A 17,168-nucleotide genomic window follows, 5' to 3' on the forward strand; every position below is an offset into this window, starting at 1 on the left:
GACCATCTTCGAATAGATGGCTTAAATCGATTTGCCTGGAGTGTTTTGAATGGATCCTCACCTTTCCCAGCCGACATCACCGTGGGCGATGATAAGGACGATCTGGCGTCATCGGGCGTTGATAATGCAGATGACGGTGCGCGACGTGGTGGGGCGTTACCGTGGGTCTTTCATGGGTTTGACGTGGTCGTTCTTCAACCCGTTGCTCATGTTGCTGATCTATACGTTCGTATTCACCACCGTGTTTCACTCGCGCTGGGGAATCGGAGCGTCCGCAGGAAAGGTCGATTTCGCGATTGTGCTGTTTATCGGCATGATCGTTTACTCGATATTTGCGGACAATATCAATCGCGCGCCGATGTTGATCGTATCGAACGTCAACTACGTCAAGCGTGTGGTTTTTCCGCTGGAGGTGCTGCCGGTCATCGCCATGGGGGCATCGATTTTTCACTGCCTCATTAGTTTGCTGGTGTGGCTTCTGGCCTATTTGCTGCTGGTCGGCGTACCCCACCTTACGGCGTTGCTGTTTCCCATAGTGATCCTTCCCTTTGTGCTGGGGATCCTTGGGGCAAGCTGGTTCCTGGCGTCGATCGGCGTGTTTTTGCGTGACGTAGCGCAAACCACCGGAATCCTCACCACCGCGCTGATGTTCCTGGCGCCGGTTTTCTATTCGATCGACAACCTGCCCCCCAAATTCAAGGCAGTCATCCTCATCAATCCTGCAACGTTCATTATCGAGCAGGCGCGCATCGTTCTTGTCTGGGGGCAAGCACCGGACTGGGCGGGGTTGGGTATTTATTCGTTGATCAGCGCGATAGTCGCCTGGCTAGGCTACTGGTGGTTCCAAAAGACTCGCAAAGGATTCGCGGATGTACTCTGAAACGAACGCTATCGACATCAAAAATGTCTCCAAGGCGTTTCCCGTGTACGAGCGCCCGCATCACCGTCTCGTCCAGATGCTTGCGCGGCGGAACAAGCAACGCTGGTATAACGAATTCACCGCGTTGCGTGATGTTTCCTTCAGCGTGCCCCACGGCGAAACGCTGGGCATTGTGGGTCGCAATGGATCGGGCAAGTCCACGTTGTTGCAGATCGTTTGCGGTACGCAGACGCCGACGGCTGGAGAGGTCAATGTCGACGGCCGTGTTGCCGCGTTGCTGGAGCTTGGCTCGGGATTCAATCCGGAGTTCACGGGTCGTGAAAATGTGTACCTCAATGGCGTCGTGCTTGGACTGGACCGCAGCGAAGTCGAAGAGCGCTTCGAAGCGATCGCGGCTTTCGCGGAAATCGGCGATTTCATGGAACGTCCGGTCCGCACATACTCCAGTGGCATGTATGTCCGGCTGGCCTTCGCTGTGGCGATCAATGTATCGCCGGACATTCTGATCGTCGACGAGGCGCTCTCCGTCGGCGACGAGGCCTTTCAGCGCAAGTGCTTCGCGCGAATCAATAAGATTCGCGAAAGCGGCGCCACGATACTTTTTGTTTCCCACTCCGCCAGTACGATCGTCGAGCTATGTGATCGCGCTGTCTTGCTCGATGGCGGCGAGCTCCTGGCCATCGGCAGTCCGAAGCACATCGTGTCGCGCTATCAAAAGCTGCTTTACTCGCCCGCGGATAAGGTGAAATCCATCCGGGACGCGATCAAGAGCGAATCCGATGCCGCCTCGGTGACCGGTAGCGCAACCGATTCGGCAGGCCCTGGCCATGGCGAGCACGCCGTCCAAAACCTGCGCGACACGGAAGAGGACGGAGAGAAGGCGTATTTTGAGGAAGGGCTTGTCCCCAAAAGTACCTTCCGATACGACGCCGTCGGCGCGAACATCCAGGATCCGCATATCGAGACATTGAGCGGAAAACGAGTGAATGTGCTCGAGGCGGGTAAAGACTATGAATACGTATATACCGTCAAGTTCGAACGCTCCGCCACCAATGTCCGCTGCGGGATGCTCGTAAAGACCATTACAGGTCTGGATCTTGTCGGCTGCGTTACTTCGTGGTCGGGAGAGGGCATGCCCTATGTCGAAGCGGGCTCGTTGATCGAGGTTCGGTTTCGGTTCCCGTGCCTGTTTTCGTCGGGTGCATATTTCCTCAACGCCGGCGTTCAAGGTTGCATAGACGAAGAAGAGGTTTATCTCGACCGTTGGATAGATGTGGCCATGTTCAAAGTCATCCACGAGGCAGGGAGGCTCAGCACCACCACCATCGACTTGAACATAAAACCTGAAATCAGTGTCCGTCACACTTCGATGGCTCATTCATGACACAAGCGCAGACTCAACCACGCAAAGTTCTTCTGGTGCTCGGCATGCATCGCAGTGGCACGTCCGCGGTGACTCGTGTCGTCAATTTGCTTGGTGCTGAACTCGGCCGCAACCTCGTTGAGGCAGGATCCGACAACCCCGAAGGCTTTTGGGAGCACGCCGAAGCGGTATCGATCAATGAAGATTTGCTGCACGGACTGGGTAGGACCTGGTACGACATGCGCGAAATGCCCAGGGGCTGGGAACAGCACGACGCGGCCAAACTGGCCCTGGAGCGAATAAAGGCCCTTATCGGGCACGATTTCGAAGGAAAGTCATTCGTTGCCATGAAAGATCCGCGGATGAGCTTGACCGCGCCGTTGTGGATCGAGGCGTTCCAGTCGTTCGGATTTGAAGTGGTCTGCCTGTTCGTCGTCCGAAACCCCAAGGAGGTCGTCAGGTCGCTTCAGGCGCGAAATAAATGGGCAAGGGAGCCGCTCTTCCTGATGTGGGTCCAGTACATCATGGAGGCCGCCGCAGCAACACGACACTTGCCAAGAACGTTGGTAACTTACGACCAACTTCTGTCGGATTGGAAAGAAACGACGCGAAGGATTGGTTCTGATTTGCAATTGGAATGGCCTAATGATCCACGCGGTGCTGCCGCGCAGATCGACGCCTTCCTGGACAAGGGTCAGAGGCATCACGTTGCGACGAATCAGGTAACTCAACAGGAATCAGGCGAAAGCATGCCCTTGTTCGCTGCACAGGTGTATTCCATATGCCTGGATATCGCAGCTGGCGAGGAGGCGTGGGATGCATTGAATCAACTTCGGCTCCGCTTCAGCGAAATCGCCGACCTTTATGCCGCGGTTGTCGACAATCTGCAGACACTTCGATGGGATGCCGAGGGAAGAGCGCAGTCGGCGGAAGCGCGCGTGGCGCAGCTCAACGTCAATGCGGTAGATCTCGTCGTCGACAAGGTCGACATGGTCGCCGAGGTGATGTCCCTTCGCATTGACGATTTGCAGTCGCAATTGAATGCGGTGCACGAACGGCTACGTGATCGCCTCGACCGCAAGGAAGACCTGGAGACCCTGACCCATCTCACGGCTCGAGACGGTACATCCCGTGCCGGTACCAACGAGTCGTCTGCGCCAACGGGCGCAAATGCCGGTCTGAGTGATCCGCAGTCAAGAGCAGGGCGCGAAAATGCCGCGATGCTCGCGGTCGCCATGCTCATGGAGAAGCAGCTCAATCTGAACGTCAACGTTGCCAACATCGTCGAGAAGCAAACGTTGGAGATCTCAGACCTGCGAGTTGCATTCGAACATCAGCTTCAAAATCATGCAAGTGAACTCGTCTATACCACTCACAAACTAGATGACATGGGTAGCAGACTGGGCGATGCCGATCACAAGCTGGATGACATCGGCAAGAGGCTGGACGATGCCGATGGTAAGTTTTCTTCAAGCATGTCGACATTGGCCAGGCAGCTGGATGAACAACATGCCGAGCACGCCACCCATGCGGATCGCATGACACAACAGCTGCTGCAGGTTCAAGGCGTGCTCGATCAGCACGTTTCTGCACTTCAAGGAGCTATGGGTCAGAGAGAAAATGAAATAAACGCTTTTATGGACCAATTGTCACGCAAGGATGCCGAGGTGAAGGCAATGAAATCATCTGCCAGCTGGAGAGTCACTGCACCGCTTCGGTGGCTGAGACGAGCGTTTTCGCCGCGGGGCTGGCGGAGTCGCGTGGGTCGTGGCATGCGCATGGTCTATGATCGTTTGCCTTTGTCGACCACGCGCAGGCTCGCGGTGAAGCGCGTCCTGTTTAGGACCAGCGCCCCGCTGATCAGGAACACGGCAACGTATCAGGCGTGGCGCAAGCACGAAAAAAATCTCGGCGAGGCACCCGGGGTCATGCAGAGCGACGGGCAAGCTCCGTTGCAGTCTGCTGCACCGGTCATTGTAGAGCCCACCGCTGAAGCATCGCGTGTGCTTGGTGATCTATATCAACTGTCTGCCGGAGGGGTGCATGCCGACTATGTCCCCATGGATGACCGTCCCGCCGATACCGCGAATCTGGATGTTCGTGCGATCGCGTTCTATCTGCCGCAATTCCACCCCATTCCGGAAAACGACGCCTGGTGGGGCAGGGGTTTTACGGAATGGACCAACGTGTCCAAGGCCGTTCCACAGTTTGTAGGACATCATCAGCCTCACCTCCCAGGCGAGCTCGGGTTTTACGACTTGCGCATCGTGGACGTCATGCGTCGGCAGGTCGAGCTGGCGCGGCACTATGGTGTTCAAGGATTTTGTTTCCATTACTACTGGTTTGGCGGCAGGCTTTTACTGGAACGGCCGCTGCAGCAGTTCTTGGATAACAAGGACATCGACTTCCCCTTTTGCATCTGCTGGGCGAACGAAAACTGGACCAGGCGCTGGGATGGTCTCGATCAGGAGATGCTCATCGCGCAAAACTACTCGCCCGAGGACGATATTGCGTTCATCACGGCGCTTGAGCCAATGCTGCGCGATCCTCGCTATATCAGGGTGGGTGGTCGACCGCTGGTCGTCCTCTACCGTCCCTCGATTTTGCCCGATGCCGCGGCGACAGTGCTCCGTTGGAGAGACCATTGTCGCAACGTGGGAATCGGAGAACTGTTCGTCGCCATGGTCCAGTTCGATGTGGAAGATCCGCGGCGGTTCGGCTTCGATGCGGCTATCGAGTTCCCCCCGCATAAGCTCGCCCGCGACCTGGCGCCGATCAACGGTTCGCTGCAGATCGTCAACCCGGGATACTCGGGTCATGTTGTCGACTATCGCGACATCATCGAGAGCGCGCGCAAGATGAGTGACGTCGACTACCACATGTTCCGCGGCGTTTTCCCCTCCTGGGATAACGAAGCGCGAAAGCCCGGTCGCGGCTATACGTTCGCAAATGCCACGCCGCGTCGTTATCGCGAATGGCTGAACATGGCGGTTGACTATGCGCGACGGCATCCCGTGCATGACGAGCGTATCGTGTTCATCAATGCATGGAACGAATGGGCAGAAGGGGCGCATCTGGAGCCCGATCGCCGCTACGGTTATGCCTATCTGAAGCAGACACGTGCCGCCTTGCGGCATGGCGCAGACGTTGGTTGCGAGCGCAATCAAGTCGTAGTCGTGTCCCATGATGCGCATCCGCATGGTGCGCAATATCTCGCATTGAACCTCGTGCGAGAGCTTCGCCGGTGCATGGGCATGGATATAGAGGTATTGCTGCTGGGAGAGGGTCGTCTAGTTCCGGACTTCGAAGCCTTGGCTCCCGTGCATAAGCTATACGAGGAGGCATGCGATGTCGGGGAAGTAGCTCGCGATCTCTACCGACGCGGCTTCTCTACGGTTATTGCCAATACCGCTGTTTCAGGCAAGATCGTCGGCGAGCTGCACGAAGCAGGGCTCAAAGTGACCTCGCTCGTGCACGAGTTGCCTGGCGTCATCAGGAACTACGGCCTGCAAGACGCCGTGCGTGAGATGAGTGCGTATGCCGAGCACATCGTCGTGCCAGCTGCGGCGGTGGGCAAAGGGCTCTGCGAATTCGTCGATACGCCACAAATGCATGGCAAGCTCGTAACTCGCCCCCAGGGTATGTTTACGCGCAGCCGGTATCGAGGTTGGGTCGATCTTTCGGAAGCACGCGGCAATCTGCGCAGGCGCCTCTCGCTGAGTAAAAAGGCCAAGATCGTTTTGTCCGTGGGATATGCGGACTGGCGCAAGGGCGTGGATCTTCTTGCCCAGGCTGCGATTTCCTGCATGAATGCCGAACCCGACCTGCATTTTGTCTGGGTGGGGCATCACGACTCGAATATCGTGGCCGAGGCCACGGCCATGCTGTCGGCCGCTGGCTGTGAGTCGCGCTTCCACTTCGTTGGACTGGACTTCGATACGGACGACTATTACGCCGGTGCTGACGTCTATGCGTTGACGTCGCGCGAAGATCCGTTCCCCTCAGTCGTGTTGGAAAGTCTGTCGGTCGGTACTCCTGTGGTCGCATTCGCGGCGACCGGTGGCGCGGCTGACCTGATCGAGCAACAAGGCGGCGGCATTTGCGTCCCTGCATTCGACACGGCGGCTTATGCGCAGGCACTGCTCGACATCCTTCGCAATTCCGCGTTGCGAAGCGAGCTGGGCGCCACCGGTGTGAAGTTGGTCGATTCCTCCTTCTCGTTCCGGACATATGCGATGGATCTTCTCGCGCTCAGCGGTATGGATGTTCCGCGAGTGTCCGTCGTCGTACCCAACTACAACTACGCCCGCTACATGCAGGAGCGGCTTGCAACGATTTCCGATCAGACAGTGCCCGTATACGAAATCATCGTCCTTGACGATGCATCTTCCGATGACAGCCTTAGTACACTTCAGGATCTCAGGTGCAAGATTCACCCCGAGCCAAGAATCATCACGAATCAAACCAATAGCGGTTCCGTATTCCGGCAATGGTTGAAAGGCGTGGAGCTGGCCAAGGGCGATTATGTTTGGATTGCCGAGGCCGATGATCTTTGCAAGCCGAACTTCTTGAGGCGATTGACGCGCCTCCTGCAATCGCATTCCGAGGCGGTGCTGGGATACACGCAATCTGAGCAGATCGACGAGTCGGGCAAAGTGCTTTCGCCCGACTATCTCGGCTATACGGACGATTTGGATTTGGCGCGCTGGTCCGAGAGTTACCTGGCCGACGGCGTGGACGAAGTGACCGCCGGTCTGGCCGTGAAAAACACCTTGCCGAATGTGAGTGCGGTGCTGTTCAGGAGAGAGGCGCTGCTCGAGGTACTCCAGGACAACATCGAAGACATTGCCAGTTACCGCATCGCGGGCGATTGGCTGGTTTATTTACTGATGCTAAAGAAGGGTAAGATGGTGTACGACGCTAGCCCGTGCAACCAGCATCGCCGGCACTCCACCAGCGTGACGCTCGGATCGGCGGCGGAGTTGCATTATCAAGAAGTGGTGCGAGTTCAGCGCGCGGCGGAGAAGTTGTTCGAACTGGACGAGCGAACCAAGGAATCCGCGCGCCTTTATGCACGTATGGTGAGGTCACACTTGGGGCTCCCCGATGCCCACATTGCGGCGACTGACACATGAGCGTATTGATTATTGGCGGAAACGGGTTCCTGGGGTCGAACCTGGTCAGCGGGTTGCGCGAAGCAGGACGTCGCATCCGGGTGCTTGATCGTTCCCCGCAACGCCCCGATTTCGATTGGCAGGGTATTGACTATCGTTTGGGCGGCCTCGACACCACCGATGTGCTGGTCGATGCGCTCGATGGCGTTGAGATGGTTTATCACCTGGCGAGCACGACGGTACCGGGTACGTCCAACCAGGATCCAGTGTTTGACGTAACCAGCAACGTCGTAGGCAGCCTAAATTTGGTCGCCGCCATGTCGAAGGTCGGAGTGCGGCGTATCGTGTTCTTCTCGTCTGGCGGCACGGTCTACGGCGTGCCGCAGAGCCTCCCCGTTGCGGAAAATCATGTCCTGAGGCCTATATCCTCATATGGCGTCACCAAAGTTGCCATCGAAAACTATTTGTTGATGTACCAGCAACTGGGCGTTCTCGACCCACTGATCCTGCGGCCGTCGAATCCTTATGGGCCACGGCAGTCGACAGCGGGTATCCAAGGTGCGATCGGCGCATTTCTGGGGAAGGCGCGCCACGGGCAGGCCGTTACGATTTGGGGCAGTGGCGAAACAGTTCGCGATTATATTTACGTCGATGACCTTATCGCATTGGCTATCAAGGCTGGTTTGAGCGATGCTTGCGGTGTCTACAATGTGGGGAGCGGGGCCGGATTGTCGTTGAACGAAATCTGTGCCCTCATCCGAGAAATTACCGGGACTGCCTTGCCTGTCGAGTATTTGCCGGCGCGCAAGTTCGATGTGCCTAAGGTCGTTCTGGATATCGCAGCGGCCCAGATGCAATTCCAATGGGCTCCTCGCGTCCCATTGCGTGAGGGGCTCACCAGAACATGGGCGGCGCTGCAGGCGGTTCCCTAAGGTTTTTCTGAACGAGTTATCCCGACGCATTTTGATAACGTTTGATCTGTTAGGTTAATGCTTTTGCATGCAGGAGGGAGCAAGGCTAATGGCTATGACGGCTGGCGTTCCAATGAAGAAGTGGGTGCAAGATCTCGTACGCAGTCAGACTGAAGCAGTTACTTCACCATTAGGCGATCCCCTGCCTGCATTCCCTCCCGAAGCCCTGCAAGTTGCCACGACCGGGCGTTACGGCGAATCGGCTATTGAACAGGCGGCTAATTTTTATGAAGACGCCGTCAATGGCATTGCCAAGTGCAGGACCTCGATCGGCCCCGACTGGAAGGTTCTGGATTTCGGCAGTGGATGGGGGCGCATCACCCGGCTGGCTCTGCGTGATTTCAAGCTGTCGAACATTCATGGCATAGACGTGGACGAGGGCTTGGTGTCGTTGTCCAACGACCTGTTCGGCACATCGATATTCGCCACATGCAAGTCGTTTCCGCCCACGGATATCCCCAGTGGCTCGATGCACCTTGTGCTGGCCTATTCGGTTTTTTCGCATCTATCCGAGGAGGCTGCTCGGGCGTGGCTGGAGGAATTCGCCAGAGTCTTGAAGCCTGGCCAGTTCGTTGCATTCACCACGCGTGGGGAATCCTTCCTCGACTATTGCCAGCAGTTGGCTACCCATCACAACGATGTCGCTGTAAGCAGCTACCAGGACACGCTCTCGCAGATGTTTCCCGCGCACGAAATCGATAACATCAAGACGGCCTACCGTCGCGGAGAGTTCATTTATCGCGGTATCGGCGGCGGCGGCATACGCGACGGCAGCTTCTACGGCGAAGCGTTCTTGCCCAAGGGCTGGGTGGAGCGTCAACTCGGCAAAACGTTCGATATCGTTCATGCCGGCATCAACCATGCGCGCTACGATCAGTTTTGCTTTGTGCTTCGAAAGAAGAGATCGAAAGCTTTGCTGATCAGACAGGCACTGGGCGTGGCCAGGGCATAAGTACGCACCACGGCGGATCGATCCACTGTAGGCCTAAGGGATTCTGATTCTGGCAAGGTGGCTTGCCCGGCCCGAAATCGAGCCGTGTATGCGGATCGAGCCTGGGCGGCGCGCAGGCTCGCATCGCGATAAAAGCCACAACGCATTCGGCTCCAACCGGGATGCGATGCTTCGGTACTTCTTATGCCGGCTTTTCGGCAACAAGCAGAAATTGACGTCCGAGAATCGGCCAGGCTAGAGGCACTTTGAGATACGCGCTGACGAGAAGTGGATGCTGCGGAAGCGCTGATCGCGTCGTATATGGCAGGAATCGCGGAATATTCCGAATGACGTGAAATCCGTTGATCGAAAGGCCTTCTTCCAGCGAAGCATGAGAGAGCGGAAGATGGTGATCGTAGAAGTCCCAATATTCGCCCGCGAGATAGCGAATGTTCGGCCCCATCACGATGAATTTACCGCCGGGGCGAAGTACGCGATGCACTTCCTGCAAGACGGCATCGCACGCGCTCTTCGATTCCAGGTGCTCGAGAAAATTCGATGTGAATACAACATCGATGCTGCCTGACTCAACGCCTACCATCTGGTCGGCACGCGTTTGGTGAAACGCAATGTCCTTATTGAGAAATCCCTTGGTGTCGGGATTCAGGTCGATGGCGTGCTTGCTTTTCGCCTCGATATTGTTGATGAACTCGCCATAGCCGCACGCGACATCCAGCACCGTCGAACTCGGGTCGATCAACCGCTGGAAGAATTCGCGGCAAAGCACGCGCCAAATTTTCATTTTTCCCGGCAGCTGGGCTTCGTTGAAGCGAAAGCGATAGAGCGAAGCGAGGTCAGTCATAGAATCACGCAAATGTAAGTTTCTTGTGGGCGTAAAAGCTCAGAAGGATTGGCGACCCGACCCCGGCGAGGTGCCCGATCGCCTCGTCGAGTCCGGTGTTGGCTACAACGATACTTGCGAGCTTCGCTACCGAAACGCTCACGACAACAGTGAGCACGAGACCCGCGAGGTTGACCAAAACGTACAAATAAATCTGTTTGGTCGTACCGTGTCTGCCCCCGGTAAATACGTATTTCCTCATTAACAGGAAGCCGGTAGCCAAACCTACGAAAAACGCCAAGGTAATGGATGGTACGTAGGACAGATAGTGGTTGAAAGCGAATCGGGACAAAAAATTTGCAGCAGCAGCAATGCCTCCAGCAACTGCAAATTTGCCGAATTGATTAATCAGGCGCATCTGTTGCGATCTCTTTAAACCCCCGTTGGTCGCTTGCCTGAATCATCCCCGGCGAGCAAACCCCATTTATCCAAGTATAGCAAAGCTTGGCGACCCATTCGCCGCATTATCGGGTCCAGACTTCCCCGCGATGTTCCCCGGCACCTCGCCTCATGCGTCCGGCTCGGCCTTCAGCACCTGAGGCCGGGAGTCCCCGAATGCCATGCGATAGCAAGCCGCCAGCGCTATGCCGCAGAGCACGAGCACGGGAGCTATATCCACATACCGGGCCGATAAAAGGGGTTCGATGACCCAGACAATTGCCCCGTAACAGATCGACAGGAGGCATACCAAGTCGAAATACCATTTACGGGCCAGTATCAGCGCCAGCGTCAGGCTCGCTAGAACTTCCAGAATGGACTCATAAGACTGTGCGTGGTTTATATAGCAGTCGAATCCGAATAAGACGTAAAAGCCAACGGCCAGAAGGCCCGTGCACATCATGATTGGCAACAGGCGAGTAGACCCCTGTGTTGCCTTGTCCCTAACGACGAGTTTGCCAAGGATCAGAGGCACGATACCAATCGCCAGAAAGCGCAGTGAGGGCACGAAGTTGAAAAAGTCTTTAATTCGCAACGCTCCGTCGTAGGAGTCCACAGGAGCAGACTCATACATGCCACATGTGGTTGCCTGGCCGGCAAAAATGATCTTCAACGCTAGCTCTTTCATCCGTAGCCAAGAAGAAAGCGTCAAATTCGCATAAGCGTCGTGGATAGTGGCGAAGAGGCTTTTGCCCTCCTCGCCAAAGCCGAATGTCCCGGCAAAGGCGTACTTGATAAGAGCGTTGCCAGGCGGCTGCTCGAAGTGCTGCCACAGTGCCCACGGTGCAAGTACGAGTAACCCCGTAATAGCGGCGCCAACGCAGAAGCGTACCGACGGCAGTCCGCGAAGCGCGAAAGCGAAGATGATGGCCGCAATGATTCCAAACGCGGTTCCACCGTGTGACAGGAGGCCGAGGCAACTTAGTGCAGCGGCAACGATAAGTTTGGAGTCAAACTTTCTCTGAGTTTGTTGTGCGTTGACCATAATCGGCTCCAAGAGCAGCGTAAACGCTACGAGAGCAAATGCCGCACCGAGCATCTTGGGCCAGATGAATACGCTGTTGAATATGGCAAATGGGGTCAGTGCAATGATCACCATCGCCTTGAAGACGTCACGGCGATCCAGGCGCATCGCCGTTAAAAGGTAATAGAGCGCGACGGCCCATAATCCATTGATGACGATGCCCGAAATCTCCTGATACTGATAGAAGAGGGGGTAGCCATCCCTATGCGACGTCGAGAGCCAGGACACGAGGCGCAGTGTGGACATCAGGCCGTAAGCCAGCGGAGGGCGGTCAGATATCTTCCACGGACTGAAGCCAAGGAGCCTGGGATCATGCCCATGGAATAGGTGCTCCGATATGAGCATGGGCAACTGGTCATCGGTCGACCATTGCACTGGTGTGAATAGCGCGTTGACTGTCCATGGACCTGCGCCATTGTGTGTCGCTACAGCGAGACAGAACGCTGAGATTACGACTGCCGCCCAAAGCGCAGTAGGTGTCTTCCAAGATTGCCACGCGCGAGCGAGCACATTGCGGCGACGCGCGCGTAACCAGATAAAAAGGGCTGGCACAGAAAGGAGCAATACAGCAGAGATTATGCGTCCTGCGTGATGCGACGCGAAGTAAATAAAGAACAGCGCGTAGCCAATCAATCCGAAACAAATCATCCCTGACGTCAGCCAGTTGCCTCCGCTGCGGTTGAAGCCAAGAAAAACGCTTGGCAAAAAAATCAGGCTCCATGCAAATGCGAAGGTGAAGGTGAAGGCAAGGATACCTATCAAGCCAATGAAGCTATTCTTGTAGTACTCGACCCAGGATATGGAGAAAGGCGTACCAACTGTGATGAAAAAGGTCGTGCTCGCGCTGTATGCGTTCAGAGCTACGTCGCCGGGGCACCATTCGGAAGGAAGCCGAAGAAGCGCTTCCGTCATTTGTGTATTTGTTCTAGCGGACGCCACGGGTAGCTGCGCGCCTGACTTCAGGCACACTAGATAGAGCTTTATGCCGTCGGTTCCAGCAAAGCCTCCGTAAGGCACCGCCATATAGCGTCGCGGTTTGAAGGGTTTGGTTCGGATATCCGCCTTGGTAGCCTGCGTACTTGGGCTCCAGGTTCGCCAATAGACCGCCTGGGGTGAATTTCGAATGCTGTCGCTAACTTCGTAGAGTCCAGGCTGTGTGTTTTGGAAAGCCGCGCCGTTGATAACCCAGTCGGTCTTACTGATCAGCGGCGTCGCCTTTCTGGCGGGCCAGGCGGCAATGAGCATGCTCAAACCGAGAACGCTTATGAAAAACATGAGCGCTACACGGCGAGCGTTGTTCAACAAATGCGAGTATGGAAAAGCAAGCTTTTCAGAACGGTGCCTTGTATCAAACATTTGATAAGTTCCGCCGCTGTATGCGGGATGCGATGTTGATGGGCAAAAAGCTCATTGGTAGATCACGCAATAGCCGACGACGCTGGGTGATCTATGTTGCGTCACTACATCCAACAGTTCGCGGTATGAGTCTTTGGTCTTAATGTCTTCGCTGAGTTTATTCGGACAAACAATTATTGCGCCGATACGCTCGCCATCGGTGTATCTGAGCGGATCGGCTGCGATGGCGCTTAGCGTGCTTGCGCTGAGCGGTGTGTATATGTTGATTTGGTCGGGAATCAGCAATGCTCGTCTTTCCGAGTAATATGGAATTTCGGAAGACCAAAGCAAGCCGAAGCCCATTAGCACCTGATCTTGGGGGACGCTCTTGCGAATGTAGGAAGCCAGTAGTATTTGCTGATCCCTATTGGCCGGGCCCGTCATGACCGCATAGAAGTACTTTGAATAGCCATAGACTTGAAACAAGACCAGGCATGCGAGTAAAGCGACAGAGCTACGCGGACTGAGCAGGCCGATGCAGAAGATGGCGTATCCGGAAGCGAGGATCAGAAATACTGCATTCGCGTACTGATAATAGTTATGGATGGTATGCAGGCTGGAAAATATCAGGTACGGCGCTACATAGAGCGCCAGAAGAGTAAAAAAAATTGCCAATTGACGCCTGCCAAGCCGAAACAGCGCAAGCGCCGTTACCAACCCCACTGGTAACCATGAGCCGAAGGTTTCGTTCGGTGCGCGCATCAGAACTACGCGCCAGAGAGCCGGAGACACTCTCTGTGACAATGTTCCGAAATTCCACCGCGACAAAGCGCTGCTGGTTAAGAACTCGCCGATCAGATTTTGCGATTTCACCAGATCGCTGTAATGCGTCCACGCACACAAAGCGACTACAGAAAGCGCAGTTGCAAGTGCAATCTGGAAAATGGGATATAGCTGTTTTGGACTCCAGATGCGATCTCTTCTGCAATAAATTGCATATACGACGATGATCGCACCGGCGAATGAAAATCCAAGGAAGGTGGTGATTTTAATGGATGCTGCTAGCGAACCCGTGAGGGTCGATTCAAGCAGTCCATATGTACTGGGCGAGTTAAGGTGATCTGCAATCGCGGCGACGAACCATATGGAGAAAAATAGAGCGGTCGACTCCATCATGAACGTTCGCGACCAAAAGACGTAGATCGGGCTAAAGAGCAGCAGTGTGCTGCATATCCGAAAGAGGGATTGTCCTTTTTTAAAATGACTGGTGAAACGCCACAACGGCCACAGGCAGGCGAAGAAGAAGCCTTCGTTAACGACGCGTCCCGCTTCGTCCAGCGTAAGTAAGTGGATGTGTGACGCAAGAGTTGCGACTATCCACTGGTAAAGGGGAAATTCCAGAGGGATGGACCATGGCGAGCCGAGAACTGGAGTCGGGTACGCAAGCCAAGGGCCGCCCTTCATCATCCAGTAGGTGCTGATCGCTGTCTGTGTCTGACGTAACGCAAACTCGTCGAGGATGGGGCGATCGAATCCGATGATCAGCTGCGATAGGCAAAATAACGCACCGAGCAGCACGAATGCCCATTCAATTCTCTCGATAGTCGTACTGGTCCGTGAAGTATCCATATGTCCTGATGACCGAAATATCCTGCTGCCTGACGCGACGTTGAAGCTGGTAGCGGACTAGTTCAAGTTGAGAATGCGTCCGGCGTCGCACATAAATTCTTGGCCGCGGTCATCGTCGTAAGCCACCAGCACGTGGTATCGCCCGCCCGGTAAATTGGATGTGCCGATCAAGCTTAGGAAGCCGGCGTCTGCAAATCCTTCCCTACCTTCGAATGCCTCCTGTACATCCTGGCGTTCGGCTCGAAATGTAAGGGGAACCTTGTAAGCATCATGTGTTGAGGTATCGATCAGCTCGATCCAGGAATTTTTGGCGTTTGTCCCGTCCGTTTGATTGATCAGCCAGCCCCCCAGCCCGACGGTCGTATCATGTGGCAGAGATATATCCCTGTCATAGTTCTGTCCGTTTATTGCCTCGATGTTGCAGCTGGTCACACTCTGAAAGCTCTTCTGTGCTTCAGCGGCAGACAGCTTTACCGGGGCAACTTGGTTAAGCGGCGTAGGTGTTGTGGGGATTGGAAGATTGATTTGACCATGCGTGTCCTTTGACTGGACCCCAGGCGGAAAAAGAAACCGAAATGCTGCAATGGCTAAAGCGCCTATAACAAGTACGCCAATACCTTGCTTGCTGCGCTTTCGGCTAGTTTCGCTGGTGATTTCGTTACTCATTAATTTGAACCCTTGAAGGAGTTGTCCAGTTGCAAAAGCCAGTTAGGCAGCCAGTGACAAAGGCGACGAGTGTGCAGGAGACACATGAAATAATTTGCTGCTGATTACTACGATGAGTGCATACTGTTGAATCGGGTGCTTGATTGGCAGAAATAAATGAGTGCTTTTGTGTGGATGGAGGCTGCGTCATGAAAGAGCTTGCGCCGAGTTTGTGCTCCGGGTGCAAATCAGATGTCGATGCTGAGGTTTTCCCGGTATGCACAAGTATTTCTCCCCGATTAGTAGCAAGATTATTGCCGACGCGAAAGCCTCTATTTGTACGTCACACACGAGCCGACCACTTCGGATGTCCTGCCGCGTGTAAGCCTGTCCAAAAGCGTGTTGTATGCAGTTTTGGTGCCAGCCGCTTCAGAAAAGCTATTGGGACATACGATGACAAGGCCAATGTGCTTTCCGTCAGCAAACTTTCCCGGATCAGCCGCGATCTTGAGTAGAACAGCGTCAGATGTCCCGTTACTGATGAGTAATGCACGTCGCTCTGCGTAATAAGGTACTTCGGAAGACCAGTCCAATCCAAATCCTGCTACAACGTCATCAGGATTCACGTTACGGCGCGCGTATGAAGCAAGTAAAACTTGCAGTTCGCGATTTTGCGGCTTGATGCTCTGGTAAAAAAATTTAACGTAACCGTATGCGTCGAAGGAAATCGCGCACAGAAGTAAGGCAGTGAGAAGTTTGGGCCGTTTGTGAGCGATACAGAAAATCAAATAAGCGGCGGCCAGGACCAAGAAAATCGAATTGGCGTATTGATAGTAATGATGTATCACATGGAGGTTTGGAAAAACAAAAAATGGCGCGGCGAACAAAAATAGCAGCAGTCCATAGGCCAGGAGTTGCGGGCGCGATAGCTTCCTTAGCGCTAAAACCGTTAGGGCCAAGACGAATAGCCACGTACCTAGCGCCTCATTCGGGGCGCGTCGAAAAATGGTCATGCGAAGATCCGGCGACTTCCTCTGCGCCAGGGTGCCGAAGTTCCAAGTCTTTAGTGCTTCACTCGTATAGCCCGTGGCCAAAATATTTTTCATTTTTAAGCCGTCGCTAAAGTGGGTCCAGGCATAGAGGGACGCTATAGCGATGACAATGGTCAGGGCCATTGCCGCGATTATAAAGAGCTGTCTTTTGAGGGAGTTGTTGTTGCGGTTTGCATATAGGATGTATAGAACAACCAGTGCCCCGGCAAATGAGAAGCCGACAAACGTAGTTATTTTTATGCAGGCTGCCAACGCACCGGTGATGGTGGTTTCAGCGAAGCCGTAAGCGCTTGGGGCGTTGACGTAATCCGTTATAGAGGCAACGAACCATAGTGAAAAAAACAGTGCTGTTGACTCGATCATGAAAGAGCGAGACCAAAACACGTAGATCGGTGAACACAGAAGAAGTCCTGCACAAATGCGAAAGAGGGATCTTCCGCTTTTGCAATGCGTCGAAATGCGCCATAGCGGCCATAGACAAGCGAAAAAGAAGAATTCACTAACGAGGCGGCCGGCTTCATCCAGCGAAAGGAAGGGGCAGCATTCCGCTAACAGGGCAACGATCCACTGGTATAGCGGAAACTCGAATGGAAGTGCCCAAGGGGCGCCCAGGACTGGTGTGGCGTAAGCAAGCCAAGAGTCGCCTTTTAACATCCAGTAGACGCTGATGGCCGTCTGAGTCTGGCGAAAAGCGTATTGGTCAAGTATTGATTGACTAAAGCCAAGGATCAGCTGAGATAAGCTGAACAAAACACCTAGCCCTAGTAACGTCCATTCAATCCGTGCAGCTACTTTTGATCCTGAGTCGGTGTTCATAAGCTTGACTTGTCCCCTGTTTTTAACTCGTCCAGCAGTCTTTCGCTTAACCTTGCTTACAGAGTGGAG

General features: G+C 54.7%; 11 protein-coding genes. 5 read left to right on the plus strand and 6 right to left on the minus strand.

Annotated elements, in window-relative coordinates; all coding sequences use genetic code 11:
• The first annotated feature begins 49 nt into the window (after nucleotides 1–49).
• From DWU99_RS12830 to DWU99_RS12850, 5 genes are all read left to right on the plus strand, one after another.
• Complete coding sequence (locus tag DWU99_RS12830; protein WP_115478445.1) at nucleotides 50–880, plus strand: ABC transporter permease; 831 nt, start codon at nucleotides 50–52, stop codon at nucleotides 878–880.
• Nucleotides 870–2,264, plus strand: coding sequence for an ABC transporter ATP-binding protein (locus tag DWU99_RS12835; RefSeq protein WP_115478446.1), 1,395 nt, complete (start codon nucleotides 870–872; stop codon nucleotides 2,262–2,264). Before DWU99_RS12830 ends, DWU99_RS12835 begins: the two co-directional genes overlap by 11 nt.
• Nucleotides 2,261–7,378: a glycoside hydrolase family 99-like domain-containing protein gene (locus DWU99_RS12840; protein ID WP_115478447.1), complete on the plus strand. Its 5,118-nt coding sequence runs from the start codon at nucleotides 2,261–2,263 to the stop codon at nucleotides 7,376–7,378. Before DWU99_RS12835 ends, DWU99_RS12840 begins: the two co-directional genes overlap by 4 nt.
• Nucleotides 7,375–8,289, plus strand: coding sequence for an NAD-dependent epimerase/dehydratase family protein (locus tag DWU99_RS12845; RefSeq protein WP_115478448.1), 915 nt, complete (start codon nucleotides 7,375–7,377; stop codon nucleotides 8,287–8,289). Before DWU99_RS12840 ends, DWU99_RS12845 begins: the two co-directional genes overlap by 4 nt.
• 67 nt (nucleotides 8,290–8,356) lie before the next feature.
• On the plus strand, nucleotides 8,357–9,280 hold the full coding sequence (locus tag DWU99_RS12850; RefSeq protein WP_115478449.1) for a class I SAM-dependent methyltransferase: 924 nt from the start codon (nucleotides 8,357–8,359) through the stop codon (nucleotides 9,278–9,280).
• Nucleotides 9,281–9,461: 181 nt separating this feature from the next.
• Here DWU99_RS12850 and DWU99_RS12855 read toward each other — a convergent pair whose 3' ends face one another.
• From DWU99_RS12855 to DWU99_RS12880, 6 genes are all read right to left on the minus strand, one after another.
• Nucleotides 9,462–10,121, minus strand: a complete 660-nt coding sequence (locus tag DWU99_RS12855) for a class I SAM-dependent methyltransferase (protein ID WP_115478450.1) — start codon at nucleotides 10,119–10,121, stop codon at nucleotides 9,462–9,464.
• Nucleotides 10,122–10,125: 4 nt separating this feature from the next.
• Entirely contained in the window at nucleotides 10,126–10,518 is a 393-nt protein-coding gene (locus DWU99_RS12860; RefSeq protein WP_115478451.1) for a GtrA family protein, read from the minus strand.
• A 150-nt stretch (nucleotides 10,519–10,668) separates the two neighbouring features.
• A complete protein-coding gene (locus tag DWU99_RS12865) occupies nucleotides 10,669–12,978 on the minus strand; it encodes a hypothetical protein (protein WP_115478452.1) in 2,310 nt (769 codons plus the stop codon).
• Between the two features lie 51 nt (nucleotides 12,979–13,029).
• The gene (locus DWU99_RS12870) at nucleotides 13,030–14,586 is read right to left on the minus strand and encodes a hypothetical protein (RefSeq protein ID WP_115478453.1); all 1,557 of its coding nucleotides are present in this window, start codon (nucleotides 14,584–14,586) and stop codon (nucleotides 13,030–13,032) included.
• Nucleotides 14,587–14,643: 57 nt separating this feature from the next.
• Complete coding sequence (locus tag DWU99_RS12875; protein WP_115478454.1) at nucleotides 14,644–15,252, minus strand: hypothetical protein; 609 nt, start codon at nucleotides 15,250–15,252, stop codon at nucleotides 14,644–14,646.
• 311 nt (nucleotides 15,253–15,563) lie between these two features.
• Nucleotides 15,564–17,099 carry a hypothetical protein gene (locus tag DWU99_RS12880; RefSeq protein WP_115478455.1) on the minus strand — a complete coding sequence of 512 codons (1,536 nt, stop codon included), beginning with the start codon at nucleotides 17,097–17,099 and terminating at the stop codon, nucleotides 15,564–15,566.
• Nucleotides 17,100–17,168 lie beyond the last annotated feature (69 nt).

Origin of the sequence: Dyella psychrodurans, assembly GCF_003363265.1 — a bacterium.
In the GTDB taxonomy this organism is placed as follows: domain Bacteria; phylum Pseudomonadota; class Gammaproteobacteria; order Xanthomonadales; family Rhodanobacteraceae; genus Dyella_B; species Dyella_B psychrodurans.

Bases quoted from the DNA above. Each gene is read 5' to 3' on its own strand.
- DWU99_RS12830 (WP_115478445.1), top strand. From the start codon at position 50: ATGGATCCTCACCTTTCCCAGCCGACATCACCGTGGGCGATGATAAGG.
- DWU99_RS12835 (WP_115478446.1), top strand. From the start codon at position 870: ATGTACTCTGAAACGAACGCTATCGACATCAAAAATGTCTCCAAGGCG.
- DWU99_RS12840 (WP_115478447.1), top strand. From the start codon at position 2,261: ATGACACAAGCGCAGACTCAACCACGCAAAGTTCTTCTGGTGCTCGGC.
- DWU99_RS12845 (WP_115478448.1), top strand. From the start codon at position 7,375: ATGAGCGTATTGATTATTGGCGGAAACGGGTTCCTGGGGTCGAACCTG.
- DWU99_RS12850 (WP_115478449.1), top strand. From the start codon at position 8,357: ATGCAGGAGGGAGCAAGGCTAATGGCTATGACGGCTGGCGTTCCAATG.
- DWU99_RS12855 (WP_115478450.1), bottom strand. From the start codon at position 10,121: ATGACTGACCTCGCTTCGCTCTATCGCTTTCGCTTCAACGAAGCCCAG.
- DWU99_RS12860 (WP_115478451.1), bottom strand. From the start codon at position 10,518: ATGCGCCTGATTAATCAATTCGGCAAATTTGCAGTTGCTGGAGGCATT.
- DWU99_RS12865 (WP_115478452.1), bottom strand. From the start codon at position 12,978: ATGTTTGATACAAGGCACCGTTCTGAAAAGCTTGCTTTTCCATACTCG.
- DWU99_RS12870 (WP_115478453.1), bottom strand. From the start codon at position 14,586: ATGGATACTTCACGGACCAGTACGACTATCGAGAGAATTGAATGGGCA.
- DWU99_RS12875 (WP_115478454.1), bottom strand. From the start codon at position 15,252: ATGAGTAACGAAATCACCAGCGAAACTAGCCGAAAGCGCAGCAAGCAA.
- DWU99_RS12880 (WP_115478455.1), bottom strand. From the start codon at position 17,099: ATGAACACCGACTCAGGATCAAAAGTAGCTGCACGGATTGAATGGACG.